The organism is Streptococcus sp. 20925_1_77, from assembly GCF_041432125.1.
GTDB lineage: Bacteria > Bacillota > Bacilli > Lactobacillales > Streptococcaceae > Streptococcus.
The window spans coordinates 131,453-150,840 of sequence record NZ_JAPVZB010000003.1 but is presented as its reverse complement, the minus strand read 5'-3'; the positions used below and the strand labels follow the sequence as shown (position 1 = coordinate 150,840).

General features: G+C 44.1%; 22 protein-coding genes and 1 tRNA gene. 21 read left to right on the top strand and 2 right to left on the bottom strand.

What is annotated here, in order from left to right:
- Positions 1-64 precede the first annotated feature (64 nt).
- Positions 65-409, bottom strand: coding sequence for a DUF3397 family protein (locus O3626_RS03290; protein WP_371495257.1), 345 nt, complete (start codon positions 407-409; stop codon positions 65-67).
- A gap of 160 nt (positions 410-569) precedes the next feature.
- On the opposite strand from O3626_RS03290, the gene rplK reads away from it, so the two are divergent.
- The 7 genes from rplK to O3626_RS03255 all read left to right on the top strand — a co-directional run bounded on the left by rplK (position 570) and on the right by O3626_RS03255 (position 5,512).
- Positions 570-995: a 50S ribosomal protein L11 gene (gene rplK / locus O3626_RS03285; protein WP_003005369.1), complete on the top strand. Its 426-nt coding sequence runs from the start codon at positions 570-572 to the stop codon at positions 993-995.
- A gap of 97 nt (positions 996-1,092) precedes the next feature.
- The gene (gene rplA, locus O3626_RS03280) at positions 1,093-1,782 is read left to right on the top strand and encodes a 50S ribosomal protein L1 (protein WP_003005355.1); all 690 of its coding nucleotides are present in this window, start codon (positions 1,093-1,095) and stop codon (positions 1,780-1,782) included.
- A gap of 163 nt (positions 1,783-1,945) precedes the next feature.
- Positions 1,946-2,677, top strand: a complete 732-nt coding sequence (gene pyrH / locus O3626_RS03275) for a UMP kinase (RefSeq protein WP_003005706.1) — start codon at positions 1,946-1,948, stop codon at positions 2,675-2,677.
- Between the two features lie 19 nt (positions 2,678-2,696).
- Complete coding sequence (gene frr, locus O3626_RS03270) at positions 2,697-3,254, top strand: ribosome recycling factor (RefSeq protein ID WP_003005165.1); 558 nt, start codon at positions 2,697-2,699, stop codon at positions 3,252-3,254.
- A gap of 99 nt (positions 3,255-3,353) precedes the next feature.
- Entirely contained in the window at positions 3,354-4,208 is an 855-nt protein-coding gene (gene cvfB / locus O3626_RS03265) for an RNA-binding virulence regulatory protein CvfB (protein WP_371495255.1), read from the top strand.
- Between the two features lie 10 nt (positions 4,209-4,218).
- A complete protein-coding gene (locus tag O3626_RS03260) occupies positions 4,219-4,434 on the top strand; it encodes a YozE family protein (protein ID WP_003005127.1) in 216 nt (71 codons plus the stop codon).
- Between the two features lie 79 nt (positions 4,435-4,513).
- Entirely contained in the window at positions 4,514-5,512 is a 999-nt protein-coding gene (locus O3626_RS03255) for a PhoH family protein (RefSeq protein ID WP_371495253.1), read from the top strand.
- 41 nt (positions 5,513-5,553) lie between these two features.
- Here the strand turns inward: O3626_RS03255 and ald are convergent, their stop codons facing one another.
- Entirely contained in the window at positions 5,554-6,666 is a 1,113-nt protein-coding gene (gene ald / locus O3626_RS03250) for an alanine dehydrogenase (protein WP_037608011.1), read from the bottom strand.
- 200 nt (positions 6,667-6,866) lie between these two features.
- Here ald and O3626_RS03245 point away from each other — a divergent pair, with 200 nt between their 5' ends.
- The 14 genes from O3626_RS03245 (at position 6,867) to smpB (ending at position 19,298) form a co-directional block, all read left to right on the top strand.
- Positions 6,867-7,436, top strand: a complete 570-nt coding sequence (locus tag O3626_RS03245; protein ID WP_014713679.1) for a GNAT family N-acetyltransferase — start codon at positions 6,867-6,869, stop codon at positions 7,434-7,436.
- Positions 7,437-7,486: 50 nt separating this feature from the next.
- Positions 7,487-7,559, top strand: a tRNA-Thr gene (locus O3626_RS03240).
- Between the two features lie 392 nt (positions 7,560-7,951).
- The gene (tetA(46), locus tag O3626_RS03235) at positions 7,952-9,676 is read left to right on the top strand and encodes a tetracycline efflux ABC transporter Tet(46) subunit A (protein WP_371495251.1); all 1,725 of its coding nucleotides are present in this window, start codon (positions 7,952-7,954) and stop codon (positions 9,674-9,676) included.
- Position 9,677: 1 nt separating this feature from the next.
- Positions 9,678-11,414 carry a tetracycline efflux ABC transporter Tet(46) subunit B gene (tetB(46), locus tag O3626_RS03230; protein WP_371495249.1) on the top strand — a complete coding sequence of 579 codons (1,737 nt, stop codon included), beginning with the start codon at positions 9,678-9,680 and terminating at the stop codon, positions 11,412-11,414.
- A 97-nt stretch (positions 11,415-11,511) separates the two neighbouring features.
- Positions 11,512-12,009: an rRNA maturation RNase YbeY gene (gene ybeY, locus O3626_RS03225; RefSeq protein WP_006595862.1), complete on the top strand. Its 498-nt coding sequence runs from the start codon at positions 11,512-11,514 to the stop codon at positions 12,007-12,009.
- Complete coding sequence (locus O3626_RS03220) at positions 11,990-12,388, top strand: diacylglycerol kinase family protein (protein WP_302692392.1); 399 nt, start codon at positions 11,990-11,992, stop codon at positions 12,386-12,388. Before ybeY ends, O3626_RS03220 begins: the two co-directional genes overlap by 20 nt.
- Positions 12,389-12,417: 29 nt before the next feature.
- A complete protein-coding gene (gene era / locus O3626_RS03215) occupies positions 12,418-13,317 on the top strand; it encodes a GTPase Era (RefSeq protein WP_006595864.1) in 900 nt (299 codons plus the stop codon).
- A gap of 45 nt (positions 13,318-13,362) precedes the next feature.
- A complete protein-coding gene (gene mutM / locus O3626_RS03210) occupies positions 13,363-14,187 on the top strand; it encodes a DNA-formamidopyrimidine glycosylase (protein WP_371495246.1) in 825 nt (274 codons plus the stop codon).
- Positions 14,188-14,784, top strand: a complete 597-nt coding sequence (gene coaE, locus O3626_RS03205; RefSeq protein WP_371495244.1) for a dephospho-CoA kinase — start codon at positions 14,188-14,190, stop codon at positions 14,782-14,784. It begins immediately after the preceding gene.
- A 16-nt stretch (positions 14,785-14,800) separates the two neighbouring features.
- A complete protein-coding gene (locus O3626_RS03200; protein WP_223345280.1) occupies positions 14,801-16,000 on the top strand; it encodes a multidrug efflux MFS transporter in 1,200 nt (399 codons plus the stop codon).
- Positions 15,990-16,139, top strand: a complete 150-nt coding sequence (gene rpmG / locus O3626_RS03195; RefSeq protein WP_003005699.1) for a 50S ribosomal protein L33 — start codon at positions 15,990-15,992, stop codon at positions 16,137-16,139. Before O3626_RS03200 ends, rpmG begins: the two co-directional genes overlap by 11 nt.
- Before the next feature lie 41 nt (positions 16,140-16,180).
- On the top strand, positions 16,181-16,414 hold the full coding sequence (secG, locus tag O3626_RS03190; RefSeq protein ID WP_003008189.1) for a preprotein translocase subunit SecG: 234 nt from the start codon (positions 16,181-16,183) through the stop codon (positions 16,412-16,414).
- 96 nt (positions 16,415-16,510) lie between these two features.
- Positions 16,511-18,868: a ribonuclease R gene (rnr, locus tag O3626_RS03185; RefSeq protein ID WP_371495242.1), complete on the top strand. Its 2,358-nt coding sequence runs from the start codon at positions 16,511-16,513 to the stop codon at positions 18,866-18,868.
- A complete protein-coding gene (gene smpB, locus O3626_RS03180; protein ID WP_003005443.1) occupies positions 18,831-19,298 on the top strand; it encodes an SsrA-binding protein SmpB in 468 nt (155 codons plus the stop codon). The genes rnr and smpB overlap by 38 nt, the downstream gene beginning before the upstream one ends.
- Positions 19,299-19,388 lie beyond the last annotated feature (90 nt).

Here is a 19,388-nt window from a genome sequence, read left to right as displayed (position 1 = left end):
AATCGTCGTAGTTTGTCAAAAAAATACCACCTTGAAATGAAGCAAGATGGTATCTTTTTCAGTATTAGATAAACAAACTAGCGGTTAAGATCAGATAGAGCAAGAAGGTGACCAGAAATCCAGCGCGCCAGAAGTATTTGATAAATTTCGGATAATAAAAACTCTTTTTCTTTTTTAAGAAATAAATCGTTAGCCCCAAGGCTAAAAGCGAAAGGCTCAAGGCTAATAGTGGTAAGAGGCTGTGGTAAAAGGCGCTGTCTGAGATCAGGTAGTACTCCAAGGCAAATAAAGGAAAGGCAATATCGGTCGATCGCCATCCTCTTTTTTGGAGTTTAAAGAGGTGAACAATGATACCGCTCAGAATCAGCGTTAAAAAAATAAATAATACAGAAGCAAATTTGATTAACATAGCTTCATTCTATCATAAAACGAAAAAAAAGTTTACTATATTTTAATTTTTTCTTGCAAAAAAAGAGAAATCGTGTATAATAGAAAGGTATGCACAAAGCATACTTGTGGGAGGTAAAAATCTGTAATTACCGCCAAAACCACAAAGGAGGATTTAAGAAATGGCTAAAAAAGTCGAAAAACTTGTAAAATTGCAAATCCCTGCTGGTAAAGCTACTCCAGCTCCACCGGTTGGTCCAGCGCTTGGTCAAGCAGGTATCAACATCATGGGATTCACTAAAGAGTTTAACGCTCGTACAGCTGATCAAGCTGGTATGATCATCCCAGTTGTTATCACTGTTTATGAAGACAAATCATTCGATTTCGTTACAAAAACACCACCAGCTGCTGTTCTTTTGAAAAAAGCTGCAGGTGTTGAAAAAGGTTCAGGTACACCGAACAAAACGAAAGTTGCAACTGTAACTCGTGCACAAGTACAACAAATCGCTGAAACTAAGATGCCAGATTTGAACGCTGCAAACATTGAGTCTGCAATGCGTATGATCGAAGGTACTGCTCGTTCTATGGGATTCACTGTTACTGACTAATTGTAACAATCCTATTTGCCCGCAATACACTTGATCAAATGACGAGTGACGTGGGAGATGAAAATCGATATGACCACATTACAAGGAGAAAGATAAAATGGCTAAAAAAAGCAAACAACTTCGTGCTGCTCTTGAAAAAATCGACAGCACAAAAGTCTACAGCGTAGAAGAAGCTGTAGCTCTTGCAAAAGAAACTAACTTTGCAAAATTTGATGCAACTGTAGAAGTTGCTTACAACTTGAACATCGACGTGAAAAAAGCTGACCAACAAATCCGTGGTGCAATGGTATTGCCAAACGGAACTGGTAAAACAGCTCGCGTTCTTGTATTTGCACGTGGTGCAAAAGCTGAAGAAGCAAAAGCTGCTGGTGCAGACTTCGTAGGTGAAGATGACCTTGTTGCGAAAATCAACGATGGTTGGTTGGACTTCGACGTAGTTATCGCTACACCTGACATGATGGCTCTTGTTGGACGTCTTGGACGTGTCCTTGGACCTCGTAACTTGATGCCAAACCCTAAAACTGGTACAGTAACAATGGATGTTGCGAAAGCAGTTGAAGAGTCTAAAGGTGGTAAAATCACTTACCGTGCTGATAAAGCAGGTATCGTTCAAGCGATCATCGGTAAAGTTTCATTCGATGATACTAAATTGGTTGAAAACTTTAAAGCTTTCAACGACACAATCCAAAAAGCAAAACCAGCTACAGCTAAAGGTACTTACGTAACTAGCTTGACTTTGACTACAACTCAAGGTCCTGGTATCAAAGTGGACGTTAACTCACTTTAATTGAAATGAAAAGCTGCCTTTGGGTAGCTTTTTTTGTACGCCATTTTTATTTGCTACAGTTGGTAAAACCAATCGGATGGAAAAAAGAAAATTTTGATGGATATGACTATATAAAAAACGTAATTTATGGTAAAATAATACAGATCAAAAAAGGAGAGAGAAAATGGTAGAACCTAAGTATAAACGTATCTTAATCAAGCTATCTGGTGAGGCTCTTGCCGGCGAACGTGGTGTCGGAATCGATATCAAAACTGTCCAAAATATGGCCCAAGAAATCAAGGAAGTTCACGAACTTGGAATTGAAATTGCCTTGGTGATTGGAGGGGGAAACCTTTGGCGTGGAGAACCTGCTGCTGAAGCAGGGATGGATCGTGTCCAAGCAGACTACACAGGTATGCTCGGTACTGTCATGAACGCTCTTGTGATGGCTGATTCGCTTCAACAAGTTGGCGTGGATACCCGTGTTCAAACTGCGATTGCTATGCAACAAGTTGCAGAACCATATATCCGTGGTCGTGCCCTTCGTCACCTTGAAAAAGATCGGATCGTGATCTTTGGTGCAGGGATCGGTTCTCCTTACTTCTCAACAGATACGACCGCAGCCCTTCGTGCAGCTGAGATTGAAGCAGATGCCATTCTCATGGCCAAAAATGGGGTCGATGGTGTTTACAATGCCGATCCGAAAAAAGATGCTTCAGCTGTGAAATTTGAGGAATTGACTCACCGTGATGTGATCAACAAAGGTCTTCGCATCATGGACTCAACAGCCTCTACTCTCTCCATGGACAACGACATTGACTTGGTTGTCTTTAATATGAATGAACCAGGCAATATCAAACGCGTTGTCTTTGGTGAAAATATCGGTACAACCGTATCGAATAACGTAGAAAAATAATAGAAAATAGAGGAAGATTATGGCAAACCCAATCGTAGAAAAAGCAAAAGAAAGAATGACCCAGTCTCACCAAAGTTTGGGACGTGAATTTGGTAGCATCCGTGCTGGACGTGCAAATGCAAGTCTTTTGGATCGTATTTTCGTAGAATACTACGGAGTAGAGACTCCTTTGAACCAATTGGCATCTATCACTATTCCAGAAGCGCGTGTCTTGTTGATCACACCATTTGATAAATCATCTTTGAAAGACATCGAGCACAGCATCAATGCTTCTGACCTTGGTATCACTCCAGCCAACGATGGATCTGTTATCCGCTTGGTTATCCCAGCTTTGACAGAAGAAACTCGTCGTGACTTGGCAAAAGAAGTGAAAAAAGTGGGTGAAAATGCTAAAGTAGCGATCCGTAACATCCGTCGCGATGCTATGGATGAAGCGAAGAAACAAGAAAAAGCAAAAGAAATCACAGAAGATGAATTGAAAGGTCTTGAAAAAGAGATCCAAAAAGTTACGGATGATGCTGTCAAACATGTGGATGAAATGACAGCGCACAAAGAAAAAGAATTGATGGAAGTTTAATCCATCCCAACCATTACAGGAAAGAAAGACTCAGTTGGCACTGCTGGCTGGGTTTTATTTCCATTATTCTTGTGAAGAGGCAAGAGGAAAGAAGGAAACATGAATACGAATCTAGCAAGCTACATCATGGGAATGGTCATCGATGAAAATGATCACTTCTATTTTGTTCAAAAAGATGGCCAGACCTACGCGCTTGATAAAGCAGAAGGCCCACATCAAGTCGGAGAAAGTGTCAAGGGCTTTGCCTATACAGATATGAAGCAAAAACTCCGACTCACGACACTTGAAGTTACAGCAACTCAAGAAAGCTTTGGCTGGGGGACAGTCACAGAAGTGCGCAAAGATTTGGGAGTCTTTGTGGATACAGGGCTTCCAGATAAGCAGATTGTTGTCTCACTAGATATCCTACCGGAGATCAAAGATCTATGGCCTAAAAAGGGCGATCGTCTCTATATTCGCTTAGAAGTTGATAAGAAAGATCGGATTTGGGGGATCTTAGCCTACCAGGAAGATTTCCAGCGTTTGGCTCGTCCAGCCTATAACAATATGCAAAACCAAAACTGGCCAGCCATTGTCTACCGCTTGAAATTGTCTGGAACCTTTGTTTACCTTCCAGAGAACAATATGCTGGGCTTTATCCACCCAAGTGAGCGCTATGCAGAACCTCGTTTGGGAGAGGTCTTAAATGCCCGCGTTATTGGTTTTCGTGAGGTGGACCGGACCTTGAATCTATCTTTGAAGCCACGCTCCTTTGAGATGTTGGAAAACGATGCCCAAATGATTTTGACCTATTTGGAAGCCAATGGAGGCTTTATGACCTTGAATGATAAGTCCTCTCCAGAAGAGGTCAAGGCGACTTTTGGGATTTCAAAAGGCCAGTTCAAAAAGGCTTTGGGTGGTTTGATGAAGGCCAAAAAAATCAAGCAAGACCAGTTTGGAACAGAGTTAATCTAAGAGGAGGCTTATGCGAAAATCATTTTATACTTGGCTGATGACGGAGCGCAATCCTAAAAGCAATGCTCCTAAGGCCATTCTAGCAGATCTTGCATTTCACGAGTCTGCTTTTCCCAAGCATACAGATGACTTCGATGAGGTCAGTCGCTATCTAGAAGAGCATGCCAGCTTTTCCTTTAATCTTGGCGATTTTGATGCGATTTGGGAAGAATACCAAGCCCACTAGAGAAGGATAGGTCGAGGATGGTTTTTTCTCGGCCTCTTTGTTATAATAATAGAAAAACACAGGTAGAGAGGTTCTTTATTTGCAAGAACATTCAGTTGAAATTACATTAACGCATCCAGACGATCTCTTTCATTTGTTTGGATCTAACGAACGCCATCTCCGTTTGATGGAGCAAGAATTTGGGGTGACTATTCATGCCCGAACAGAAATCGTCCAAATCATTGGGGAAGAAGAAAGCTGCGAGCAGGTTCGTCAAGTCATCCAGGCTCTTTTGGTCCTCGTTAACCGTGGCATGACCATTGGAACGCCGGATGTGGTGACCGCCATTACCATGGTGAGAAATGGTGAATTGGATAAGTTCATCGCTCTCTATGAAGAAGAGATTATCAAGGATAGTTACGGCAAGCCCATTCGGGTTAAAACGCTTGGTCAAAAGATCTATGTCGATAGTGTCAAGAACCATGATGTCACTTTTGGGATTGGACCAGCGGGGACTGGGAAAACCTTCCTAGCAGTGACTTTGGCTGTGACAGCCCTCAAGCGTGGTCAGGTCAAGCGGATCATTTTGACGCGTCCTGCTGTAGAAGCTGGCGAGAGCCTTGGTTTCCTACCAGGGGATCTTAAAGAAAAAGTAGACCCTTATCTACGACCGGTCTATGATGCTCTCTACCAGATTTTAGGGAAAGACCAAACAACTCGGATGATGGAGCGGGAGATTATCGAGATTGCGCCTTTGGCTTATATGCGGGGGCGGACCTTGGACGATGCCTTTGTCATCCTCGATGAAGCGCAAAATACCACCATCATGCAGATGAAGATGTTTTTGACCCGTCTTGGTTTTAACTCTAAGATGATTGTCAATGGAGATACCAGCCAGATTGACCTTCCTCGAAATGTCAAATCCGGCTTGATTGATGCTCAGGAGAAATTGAAGAACATTTCTCAAATTGACTTTGTGCATTTCTCTGCCAAGGATGTTGTTCGCCATCCTGTAGTAGCAGAAATTATCCGGGCCTACGAGCCCATCCCAAATCCAGTCCTCAAAGAAAAACTGGATGTGGAAGAAGAAGCAGAATAAAAAGGCAAAGATCATCGGATCTTTGCCTTTTTTATGTTAGTTTAAACCAATTCATCAATTGGTGTGAAGTCACGCTCTAAACCGGTAGCAACAGGTTGGCTTGTGATGTGACCTTGGTAAGTGGTGACCCCTTGGCGCAGGCCTTCGTCGAGGGCAATTGCCTTGTGGAAGCCATTGTCAGCTAGGGATTCGACATAAGGAAGGGTCACATTGGTAAGGGCGATGGTAGAAGTGCGAGCGACGGCCCCTGGAATATTGGCTACAGCATAGTGGAGCACGCCATGTTTTTCGTAAACTGGTTCCGTATGCGTTGTCACACGGTCTGCTGTTTCGATAACACCACCTTGGTCAACGGCCACATCGACGATGACTGAACCGGGGCGCATTTGTTTAACCATATCGTCTGTCACTAATTTAGGAGCTTTAGCACCAGGAATCAAGACAGCTCCGATGACAACATCGGCATCACGGACGCTGGCTTCAATGTTAAATGGATTGGACATAAGGGTTTGGATTTGATGACCAAAGACATCTTCCAGAACAGCCAAACGTTTAGCACTGATATCTAAGATGGTCACTTGGGCACCAAGTCCAAGGGCGATACGAGCCGCGTGGGTTCCAACGACCCCGCCTCCGATAATGGTAACTTTTCCTTTGGGAACACCTGGCACCCCACCTAGGAGGACGCCTGATCCACCTTCTTGTTTGGTCAGGAAGTGAGCACCGATTTGCACGGCCATCCGTCCAGCCACCTCACTCATTGGCACCAAGAGTGGCAATTGTCCATCTAAGTCTCGAACGGTTTCGTAGGCTACACCAGTTGTCTTGGCTGCAACCATGGCATCTGCTAATTCAGGAGCAGCAGCCATATGCAAGTAAGTAAAGAGCAAGAGGTCTTCGCGAAGGAAGCCATATTCTTCAGCGAGGGGTTCTTTGACTTTGACCACCATCTCAGCGGCCCAAGCTTCTGCAGCAGTCGCAACGATGGTTGCCCCTTGCTTCGTGTAATCTTCATCCGCAAAGCCAGAACCAAGTCCGGCATTTGTTTCCACCAAAACGTGATGACCTTTCTTCACCAAGCTTTGTACACCTGCAGGTGTCAAACCGACCCGATTTTCGTTGTTTTTAATTTCTTTAGGAATTCCAATGAGCATTCTTGCCTCCTTGCTCAGATTTAGGTGTAAAAAGGCCATTGGTGTGAGATGGCTCTCTTGACTCAATGACCTTTTCACTCCTTATCTGATTGTTTTGATTGATTTTATTGTATAGAAAAGTGGGTTAAAAAGCAAGAAAAATTTGAGCTTGCCTTCCTTTAGGTTATTTGCTAAACTAATCCCTAAAGAAGGAGTGTCAAATGGAAAATTTATATGTGAAGTTAGCGGCTTATCGAGAAATAGAGACTGAGCGCTTGCACTTGCGTCCGGTCACTCTTGAAGATGCACCGGCTATGTTTGAGTATGCTTCTGATGAAACAGTTACGCGCTACACTTTTCCAACCAATCAAAGTCTAGAAGAGACGCGTAATAATATTGCCCTCTTTTACCTAGCGAGCCCACTTGGAAGATGGGGGATCGAGCTCAAAGAAAATGGAAAATTTATCGGGACGATTGATTTACTGGATTTGGATCTTTGTCTGAAGAAGGGGAGTATCGGCTATGTTCTGAATAAAGACTATTGGAACCAAGGTCTTGCGACAGAGGCTACTAAGGCAGTCATTGCTCTGGCTTTTGAACAGTTAGGGATGAACAAGCTCATTGCCGTTCATGATAAGGACAACCCAGCTTCTGGACGGGTGATGGCAAAATCAGGAATGAAATATTCTCACGAGGAGCCCTACGCGATGCTAGACTTGCATGAAAAAGGGAGAATGGTGACGAGAGTTCATTATATCCTCACTAAGGAAGAATATTTGGCAGAAAAATGAGTCAGGATATTGACAAAAGACCTATCTCCATGATATAGTAGATAGGTACTGCTGGTTTAGCTCAGTCGGTAGAGCGCATCCATGGTAAGGATGAGGTCGCCGGTTCAATCCCGGCAACTAGCATAGCAGAAGAGAGAAGCTTAGAGAAGATCTAGGCTTCTTTTTTGCGAGTCCATCTTTAAAAGTCCGGCTTTTTTCAACAATTTTCAAAAAAACGTTGACAAGCACAGAAATCCGTGGTAAAGTTATAGCAACAAAGAGAAAGGAGAAAACCATCATGAACAAAGTAGATGTTTTGATGACACAATTGAATACACAGCTTCTCCAATCTCAGTTGAGTTCTATGTAAAAATTGAATGAACCCAAGATGGAGGAGTCTGTCTTGGGTTTTTTGTATGCATTTTTGCCTGCCTTAACTGAATTGGTGATAGGCATCAGAAGGCCCAAGTGTGGACTGAGCACCTACTCAGCTCCTTACTTGGGTTTTTTCTGTGCCATTTTGAAAAGGAGAATATATGATCAGAGCTATTTGGGAGTATATCAGGGAACGCAAGTGGCGATATATCAGTATTGCTGTTGTCCTGATTCTTTATGATTACACCTTATTGATCCCGACGCAAGTTATTCAGCGTCTAGTGGATCATCTGAGTCAGCAGACGCTGACGCAATCCAACTTTGTATGGGATATGGTCCTCTTGGTAGGATCAGCCATCCTCAATTACCTGACGGCTTTTTATTGGCAGTTGCGCCTCTTTCAGTCGTCAGTTCATTTCAAGGCGACCCTTCAGGAACAAGCTTTTCGTAAACTAGTAGCTATGCGGCGTCCCTTTTTTGAGAAATTCCGTTCAGGAGATCTCTTGACGCGGTTCACGACAGATGTCGATGGCATGGCCGACATGGCTGGTTACGGGATGATGGTGCTCTTGTTTGGCGGTGGCTTGTTTGCCTTTATTATTCCGACCATGTTTTTCATTTCTTGGCGATTAACCTTGATTTCCTTTATTCCCATGATCTTCCTTATCGTCTCGACCTATTTTTTGAGTAGAAAGCAGGAGGATTATGTTGAGCAAAACCGGGAAGCAGTCGCTCAGTTGAATGATGAAGTCTTGGAGTCCATCGAGGGGATTCGGGTCATGAGGGCCTATAGTAAACGGGACCAGCAGGTCAAACAGTTTCAGAAGAAAACAGCCAGTCTATCCAAAACAGGGGACAAAATTGCTTCTATCCAATATTCTTTTGGCCCCTTAGCCCTGTTGTTTATTGGTTTTTCGACGGTCTTACTCTTAGTATTTGGAGGCCGGTCCTTAGCAAGCGGGCAATTGAGCCTTGGCAAGTTATTGGCTTTGCAGTTGTATTTGGTCTTTTTAATTGAACCTATGTGGATGATGGCGGACCTGATCTTGGTCTATCAGACAGGGCAAATGTCCTATAAAAAATTAAAAGAAGTGATTGATGAAACGGATGATCTCGAACCAGATGGTCCTAACTATTTAGAGCAGATTGATTCGGTGCAGTTTAAGGATTATTCTTTCAGCTATCCTGGTGCTGAGCGAAAGAGTCTATCAGGCATTGATTGGACCATTCAGAAAGGACAGACAGTTGGAATTGTTGGTCGTACCGGAGCAGGAAAGACTAGTCTGGTTCGACAATTCTTGCGGCAGTACCCAGTTGGTGAGGGAGAATTCTTGGTCAACAAGCAACCGATTGTGGACTACAACCGACACTCCATTGAAGCTAAAATCGGCTATGTTTCCCAAGAACATATTTTATTCTCAAAATCCATTCGTGACAATATTGCTCTGGGTAAAAATGGTGCTAGTGAAGAGGATTTGGTGGAAGCTGTAGCCCAAGCTGCTTTTGCGGATGATCTTGAGCGGATGTCTCAGGGAATGGACACCATGATTGGTGAGAAAGGGGTCTCTGTATCAGGTGGTCAAAAACAGCGGATCTCGTTGGCACGTGCTTTTTTAAGGGATGCGGATCTCTTGCTGTTAGATGATTCCCTTTCGGCAGTAGATGCTAAGACTGAACAGGCCATTATTGACACGATTCAAAAGGAACGAAAAGACAAGACGACCCTCATTGTTTCCCATCGCTTGTCTGCTGTTCATCAGGCGGATTGGATCATCGTCTTGGATCAAGGTCGTATTGTAGAAGAAGGTAGGGCTAGTGATTTATTAGCTCAAGAGGGCTGGTATTATGAACAATACCAACGGCAACAAAAACAGGAAGGAGAATAAGATGAAAGTATTGAAACGATTATTATCGAGGATCACGCTTTATCCAACTGTCTTTCTTGCTGGCTTTATTTGCCTCTTACTAGCCACCATTTTTTCTGAATTGTCACCCTTTCTTCTCCAAAAGATGATCGATGGGCCTTTGACCGCACTGACCCACGGTGGCGGACAAGGGGACTTGCTTCAGATGGGAAGATTCTATCTCTTGGTCTTGAGCCTGGGGCAGCTGATTAGCTACATGGGCAATCGGATCTTACTGCATGGAAGTAATCAAGTAACCGCTAGTCTGAGAGACCAAGCCTTTCAAGTCATGCAAGGACTGCCTATTTCTTATTTTGATGATAAGCCGGCTGGGAAGATCGCGACAAGAATTGTCAATGATACGGAGACCTTGCGGACCCAGTTTTATAACTCTTGTATGATTTTAGTCATCTACTTGGTGCGTTTCCTCTTTATCCTAGGGATTCTCTTTTACCTGAGTCCTATGATGGGCCTTCTCTTGTGTTTGGTCTTTCCGATTTTCTATGGGATCCAGTATCTCTACAAGGTCATGACGGACCAGCCTATGAAGGATTTCTTTGATGCGCGAAGCGAGGTCAATACCCAGGTCAATGAACTCTTGCATGGTGCCAGTATGATTCAACTCTATCATCAAGAGCCTGGTGTGGTGGATGAGTTTGAAGCCACTACTCAGAAGATGTTAGGAGCCAATGATCGAATCCTCTTAGCCGATTCTATTGCTTCTTGGACCTTGACAGAATTGCTCAAGTTTTTAGTGATTGCAGGCATTTTGACTATCGCTGGGATTTCTTTCCTACAGGGTAATATCGGTGTGACGGCTGGTTTCTTATTTATCAATATTAACTATGTGATTAATCTATTTGATCTCATGGCCAATCTTAGTCGTCAATTCCCAAATATTCGGCGATCCTTAGAAACGGGGAGCCGCGTCCTTGCTTTCTTAGACCAACCGTTAGAGGCTGATGGTGCATTGGAACTGAAGATAGAAAAGGCAGAAGTCGTGTTTGACGACGTTCAATTTGCCTATGAAGAAGGCAAGCCAGTTCTGCGGGATATTGCCTTTCAAGCAAGTCCTGGGCAAACCGTCGCTCTTGTGGGTCATACTGGATCGGGTAAGTCTTCGATTATGAACCTGCTCTATCGTTTTTATGATCCTCAAGAAGGAGCGATTTTGATCGATGGTCAAGATATTCGCCAAGTCTCTCGTGAGAGCCTACGAAGCTATATGGGGATTGTCCTGCAGGATCCTTATCTATTTACAGGAACCATTGCTAGTAATGTGGCCATGAGTCAGGATCATATTGACCGGGAGGCGGTCAAAGATGCGCTGAAAAAAGTCGGGGCTTGGCCCTTTGTAGAGCGCCTTGAAAAGGGAATCGACCATCCAGTCGTAGAAAAAGGATCTGCCTTTTCAAGTGGCGAGCGCCAGTTGATTTCCTTTGCGCGGACGCTCTATATGAATCCGAAAATTCTGATTTTGGATGAGGCAACCTCTCACATTGATACGGAAACAGAAGAAATCATCCAACAAGCTATGGCGGTCCTGCAAAAGGGCCGGACCACCTTTATCATTGCCCATCGCTTGTCCACTATCCAAGATGCGGATCAGATCTTAGTCTTATCTGAAGGACGCATTGTAGAGCGTGGTAGACATGAGGAACTGGTTGTACAAGGCGGGATCTATGCCCAGATGAATGCCATCCAGCAAACAGTGGTGTAAGATGATCATCCAAAGAAAAAGTTTGAAAACCAGCCTGTATCTAGTATATAGGCTGGTTTTTGTGATATAATAAAGTGATAATAGTGAGGTGATCCAGATGTATATTGAAATGGTAGATGAGACGGGCCAAGTCTCTGACGAAATCTTAAAACAAACGCAAGAAATTTTAGAATTTGCTGCTCAAAAAATTGGGAAAGAAGACAAGGAAATGGCTGTGACTTTTGTGACCAATGAACGCAGTCATGAACTAAATCTTGAATACCGTGATACGGATCGTCCGACAGATGTCATCAGTTTAGAATACAAGCCTGAGATGGAGATTTCTTTTGATGAGGAAGACCTTGAAGAAAATCCAGAATTGGCAGAGATGATGGCGGAATTCGATACCTATATTGGTGAGCTCTTTATTTCAATTGACAAGGCGCGGGAGCAAGCGGAAGAATATGGCCATAGCTTTGAGCGCGAAATGGGATTTTTGGCAGTACATGGTTTTCTTCACATCAATGGCTATGATCACTATACGCCAGAAGAAGAAAAGGAAATGTTTGGCTTACAGGAAGAGATTTTGACAGCCTATGGACTCACAAGACAATAAGCGAAAATGGAAAAATCGGGACTTCACTTCAAGCCTGGATTTTGCGATAACAGGAATTTTCACATCGATCAAAGAAGAGCGCAATATGCGCAAGCACGCCTTATCAGCCCTTGTAGCAATGCTTGCTGGTTTGGTATTTAGGATTTCTGCGACGGAATGGCTCTTTTTATTGCTCAGCATCACTTTGGTGATTGCTTTTGAAATTATGAATTCAGCCATTGAAAATGTGGTGGATCTAGCCAGTAACTACCATTTCTCCATGTTGGCAAAGAATGCCAAAGACATGGCAGCTGGAGCGGTCCTCGTTGTATCAGGTTTTGCCTTGGTGACAGGATTGATCATTTTTGTGCCCAAATTCTGGGCCTTGGTATTTGGATAAGAGGGAGCATGCCCTCGTGAAAGGAAACTATGACATTTAAATCAGGCTTTGTAGCCATTTTAGGACGTCCCAATGTCGGGAAGTCAACATTTTTGAACCACGTCATGGGGCAAAAGATTGCCATCATGAGTGACAAGGCGCAAACAACGCGCAATAAGATTATGGGAATCTACACAACCGATAAGGAACAGATTGTCTTTATCGATACGCCAGGGATTCACAAACCCAAGACCGCGCTTGGAGACTTCATGGTAGAGTCAGCCTACAGTACCCTTCGGGAAGTCGATACCGTACTCTTCATGGTGCCAGCAGATGAAGCGCGGGGCAAGGGTGATGATATGATCATCGAACGCCTTAAAGCAGCTAAAGTGCCCGTCATCCTCGTGGTCAACAAGATCGATAAGGTGCACCCTGACCAACTTTTGGCGCAAATCGATGACTTCCGTAGTCAGATGGACTTCAAGGAAATTGTGCCGATTTCAGCCCTTCAAGGAAACAATGTTTCGCGTTTGATTGATATTTTGAGCGAAAACTTAGAAGAAGGATTCCAATATTTCCCTGCTGATCAGATTACTGACCATCCAGAGCGTTTCTTGGTTTCTGAAATGATCCGTGAAAAGGTCTTGCACTTGACGCGTGAAGAAATTCCCCACTCTGTTGCAGTAGTAGTGGATTCCATGAAGCGGGATGAAGAAACAGATAAGGTTCATATCCGTGCAACCATCATGGTGGAACGCGATAGCCAAAAAGGCATTGTCATCGGAAAAGGTGGCGCCATGCTCAAGAAGATTGGAACCCTTGCGCGGAAGGATATCGAGCTGATGCTAGGGGACAAGGTCTTCCTAGAAACTTGGGTCAAGGTCAAGAAAAATTGGCGGGATAAGAAATTAGACCTTGCCGATTTCGGATACAACGAAAAAGAATACTAAGAAGAGGTGGGCAGAAGCCTGCTTCTTGTTTTTGAAAGGAGTTCTATGCCGGAATTACCAGAAGTTGAGACCGTCCGACGCGGTCTTGAGAAATTAATTCTTGGGAAGACCATCCAATCAGTGGAAGTAAAGTATCCAAAGATGATTCAGACGGATCTGGATGCTTTTTGTCAAGATCTCCCAGGTCAAGAAATTCGATCCATGGGGCGCCGCGGGAAATACCTCTTGTTTTATCTGACGGATTTGGTCCTCATCTCGCATTTGCGGATGGAAGGCAAGTATTTCTTTTATCCAGACGAAGTCCCTCTTCGCAAGCACGCCCATGTCTTCTTTCACTTTACTGATGGCAGCACCCTGGTCTATGAAGATGTTCGCAAGTTTGGGACCATGGAAGTCTTAGTGCCTGAGTTTATAGACAGCTATTTTTTGGCGAAAAAAATTGGTCCAGAGCCAACAGAAGCGGATTTTAAAGAACCAGCCTTCCAAGCAGCTCTTAAAAAATCAAAGAAACCCATTAAATCAGCTCTTTTAGACCAAAAATTAGTGGCTGGTCTGGGCAATATCTATGTAGATGAGGTCCTTTATCGAGCCAAGGTTCACCCAGCTCGTTTGGGTCAAAGCTTGTCTGTTAGAGAAGCCAAAGCCATCCGAAAGGAAACAATCGCTGTGCTAGCTCAAGCTGTTGAAAAAGGAGGTTCCACCATTCGTTCCTATAGTAATGCTTTTGGAGAGGATGGTACCATGCAGGAAGAGCACCAAGTCTATGGAAAGACAGGTCAGCCTTGTTTGCGCTGCGGGACACCGATTGAGAAAATCCAGCTGGGGGGACGCGGAACCCATTTTTGCCCGCACTGTCAAAAGGAGAACTAGATGGCGAGAATCATTGGATTAACAGGAGGGATTGCTTCAGGAAAGTCCACTGTCACCTCCTATTTAAAAGAAAAAGGTTATCCTGTCATTGATGCTGATCGAGTGGTCCATGACTTGCAGGTACCAGGAGGGGCCCTCTACCGTGTCTTAGTGGATCATTTTGGGAAGGGGATACTCACAGAAAATGGAGAACTGGATCGCGTCGCTCTAGGTCAGCGGATTTTTTCAAATCCTAGTGAACGAGACTGGTCCAATCGCGTCCAAGGCCAGCTCATTCGTGAGGCTTTGGCAGATGCAAGAGACAGGCAAGTTGCTCAATCCGGTCTCTTTTTTATGGATATTCCCCTCTTGATCGAGCAGCACTATGAAGGGTGGTTTGAGGCTGTATGGTTGGTAGCTGTCTCAAAAGAAACCCAGCTCAAGCGCCTGATGGAACGCAACCACTTATCAGAACGGCAGGCTAAAGAACGCATCGCTGCTCAAATGCCGCTAGATGAAAAAAGAGCCCATGCGGATCTGGTCTTAGACAATAATGGCGATCTAACTGCCCTCTATGCCCAATTAGATGCAGCCCTAAAACAATTAGAAAGAAGATGATTTTATCACAAGAGAAATCAATTGGCGTAAAAATCTATATATTGCCTGGATCGGGTGCTTTTTCATCGGAGCTAGCCTTTCGTTAGTTGTGCCGTTTATGGCCCTATTTGTAGAAGAGTTGGGCGTTACGGGCAAGGCTGTTCCTTTTTATGCTGGGATTGCCGTCGCGAGTTCTTCTGTTACCTCTGCGATCATGTCTCCTATCTGGGGGAGCCTAGCCGACCGCTATGGTCGAAAACCCATGATGCTCAGGGCTTCTATTGCTATGACCCTAACCATGGGAGGGATCGCCTTTGTGCCATCCGTCTTTTGGCTCTTGGTTTTACGCTTTCTCAACGGTGTCTTTTCAGGTTTTGTCCCAAATAGTACAGCCTTGATTGCCAGTCAAGTATCAAAGGACCAATCAGGCTATGCCCTGGGGACTTTGTCGACCGGTGTCGTAGCTGGAACCTTGATGGGGCCTTTGATTGGGGGACTCATTGCTGAAAATCTGGGAATGCGCAATGTCTTTCTTTTGGTTGGTTTTTTCTTATTTCTAGTGTCCCTTTTAACCTTTTGGGGCATCGAGGAAGACTATGAGCCCATTCCAAAAGAAGAACAAAAATCCAGTTGGCAGTTGCTCATGTCCATTCAGCAAAAGGATATTCTCTTAGGCCTCTTTTTGACCAGTATGACCATTCAAATGATCGCCCAATCTATTTCTCCAATCCTGCCTCTTTATGTGCGAGCTTTAGGGCAAAGAGATAACTTGATTTTTGTATCGGGGATGATTGTTTCGGCTATGGGAGTCTCTAGTATGCTCTTTTCAGGTTGGATGGGAAAACTCGGAGACCGAATCGGGAATCACCGGCTTTTATTAATCGCCCTTCTCTATAGTGGTTGCCTTTATATTCTCTGTGCCCAAGCGCAAACGCCTCTGCAATTAGGAATCTTACGCTTCCTTTTTGGGATTGGGACTGGTGCCCTTTTACCAGGAGTTTCTGCTTTGTTAAATCGCTTAACCCCTCCTGAAGGGATCTCTCGGATCTTTAGCTACAACCAGCTCTTTTACTACTTAGGTGGCGTGTTAGGGCCAATGATGGGATCGAGTATTTTCATGCATTTTGGCTATCATTGGGTTTTTTACGGCACAGCCCTCTTGGCCTTTACCGATTTGATTTTCCTCTTATTCTTATTTAGAAAGTATTTGAAAGTGAGAGACGTACGTGCGAATTAAAGTTCAATTGACCTGCACCAGCTGTGGGAGTCAGAATTATTTGACCAGTAAAAATACCAAAACCCATCCCGAAAAGATCGAGGTCTTGAAGTATTGTCCCAAGGAAAGAAAAGTAACCTTACATATTGAATCAAAATGATTTTCATGGTATAATAGTGAGGATTTTAAGGAGTTTTGAATATGAGCGGAGCATTAACAACTATTTTACTAGTATTATCAGTATTGATTATTATCGCAATTTTTATGCAACCAACTAAAAACCAATCGAGCAACGTCTTTGACGCAAGCTCAAATGACTTGTTTGAACGTTCAAAAGCGCGCGGGTTTGAAGCCGTGATGCAGCGTTTAACAGCTATTATGATCTTCTTTTGGTTATTAATCGCGATGATCTTAATGGTACTTTCTAGTAGATAAGATAGGCTCAGACAATGTCTTTGCCTATTTTTATTTTGCAAAACAAAGACACATTTAGATAGAAAAAAGGAGGCTGGATAACCAGCAAATACATTCATGAAAACAAGTATTAAAGAATATTTACAAGAGCATGACAAAGCCCAGATCAATGATCTGGCAGCAGCTCTAGGAAAAGAAGGATCTAAGGATTTTCGTGACTTGGTCAAAACCATCTCTCTGATGGAACGCCGTCATGAGTTGAAATTCGAGGATGATGGCTCTCTTCGTTTGGCTCAAAAGAAGGCCCCAGCCATTACCCTCAAGGGGATCTTTCATGCCCATAAAAATGGCTTTGGCTTTGTCAGTTTAGAAGGCGAAGAAGAGGACCTCTTTGTTGGTCGAAATGATGTCAACCACGCCATCGATGGGGATACTGTTGAGATCGTCATTACCAAGGTAGCAGACCGAAACAAAGGAACGGCAGCAGAAGCTAAGATTATTGATGTCTTGGATCATAGCGTCAAAACGGTTGTTGGACAAATTGTTCTGGATGAGGAAAAGCCCAAATATGCCGGCTACATTCGTTCGAAAAATCAAAAAATCAGCCAGCTGATCTATGTGAAGAAGCCAGCCATCCAATTGGAAGGTACCGAAATCCTCAAGGTCGAAATTGATCAATACCCGAGCCGCAAGCACAATTATTTTGTGGCAACTGTGCGGGATGTGGTCGGTCATGTGACAGATCCTGGAATCGATGTCTTGGAAGTGCTAGAATCCATGGATATCGTCTCAGAATTTCCAGAAGAAGTGCTGAAAGAGGCTGAGCAGATTCCAGATGCACCGTCTGCAAAGGATTTAGAGGGGCGGTTGGATCTGCGAGAGGAGATTACCTTTACGATCGACGGAGCGGATGCCAAAGACTTGGACGATGCGGTCCATATCAAGCCACTCAAGAACGGCAATTTTGAGCTGGGGGTTCACATCGCAGATGTCTCTTATTACGTTACAGAAGGCTCAGCACTTGATAAGGAAGCTCTAAATCGTGCAACTTCTGTCTATGTGACCGACCGAGTAGTACCCATGCTTCCAGAACGCTTGTCCAATGGGATCTGTTCTTTAAATCCGAATGTGGACCGCCTGACCCAGTCTGCCATCATGGAGATTGATCCCCATGGAAAGGTCGTCAAGCACACCATTACCCAAACCGTCATCAATACGACTTTCCGAATGACCTATAGTGACGTCAATGATATCTTAGCAGGCGACGAAGAAAAGGCTCAAGAGTTTAAGAAAATTGTCCCAAGTATTCATCAAATGGCCACCCTGCATGGTATTCTAGAAAGCATGCGGATTCGCCGAGGAGCCCTCAATTTTGATACCAATGAGGCTAAAATCCTAGTCAATAAAGAAGGAAAACCGGTCGACATTGTCCTCCGTCAAAGAGGAATTGCGGAACGGATGATTGAGTCCTTTATGTTGATTGCCAATGAAACGGTAGCGGAACACTTTACGCGAATGAAACTGCCGTTCATCTACCGGATCCACGAAGATCCAAAGGCAGAAAAAGTACAGAAGTTTATTGACTATGCTTCTAGCTTTGGGATCCAGATCTATGGAACGGCTAGTGACATGAGCCAAGAAGCCCTGCAAGAAATTATGCGCAAGGTTGAAGGAGAACCTTATGCGGATGTCCTTTCGATGATGTTGTTGCGCTCGATGCAACAGGCCCGCTATTCAGAGCACAACCATGGCCACTATGGGCTTGCTGCGGAGTATTATACCCATTTTACTAGTCCTATCCGCCGGTATCCGGACCTGATGGTTCATCGAATGGTGCGCGAATACGGTAAATCCCAAGAATTGGCAGAACACTTTGAACAAGTCCTTCCAGACATTGCCAGCCAATCCTCTAGTCGAGAGCGCCGGGCTATTGACGCAGAGCGTGAAGTAGAAGCCATGAAGAAGGCCGAATATATGGAAGACTATGTTGGGGAAGAGTACGATGCTGTGGTTTCCAGTGTAGTGAAATTTGGCCTCTTTGTGGAGTTGCCAAATACGGTCGAAGGGTTGATCCATATTACCAATCTTCCTGAATACTACCATTTTAACGAACGAGATCTAACCCTTCGTGGGGAGAAATCGGGAGTGACTTTCCGTGTTGGTCAGCAAATCCGGATCAAGGTCGAAAGAGCTGACAAGATGACCGGAGAGATTGATTTCTCTTATATTCCAAGTGAATGGGATATCGTCGAAAAAGGCCTCAAGGCCAAAGGACGTGACCGAGATGGCAATCGCAGGGATCGCAGACGCAAAGACAAAAAAGTTTCTAAGGGTTCAACCGTTAGAAGAGATGACAAACGGAAAGATTCTTCTAAATCCAAAAAGAAAAAAGGGAAGAAACCATTTTACAAGGAAGTAGCAAAGAAAGGAGCCAAACATGGCAAAGGGCGAAGGAAAGGTAGTCGCGCAAAATAAAAAGGCGAGACATGACTACACCATCGTGGATACGATTGAAGCAGGGATGGTGCTGACGGGGACAGAGATCAAAAGTGTCCGTGCAGCACGCATTAACTTGAAAGATGGCTTTGCACAAGTAAAAAATGGCGAAGTTTGGCTTAGCAATGTCCACATTGCCCCTTACGAGGAAGGCAATATCTGGAACCAAGATCCAGACCGTCGTCGCAAGCTCCTTCTTCATAAAAAGCAAATCCAAAAGCTGGACCAAGACACCAAAGGGACCGGAATGACCTTGGTGCCTTTGAAGGTCTATCTCAAGGACGGCTATGCCAAATTGCTTTTGGGGCTCGCTAAAGGGAAACATGATTATGACAAGCGTGAATCCATCAAGCGTCGGGAACAAAACCGGGACATCGCACGGGTCATGAAACAATACAATACACGTTAAAGAAAAAGACAGTTTTGAAACTTGTTTCAGATCTGTCTTTTTTCTTGGAGATGGGCTCTCCTTTTTCCAACTTGTAAAAAGGGGCTTTTT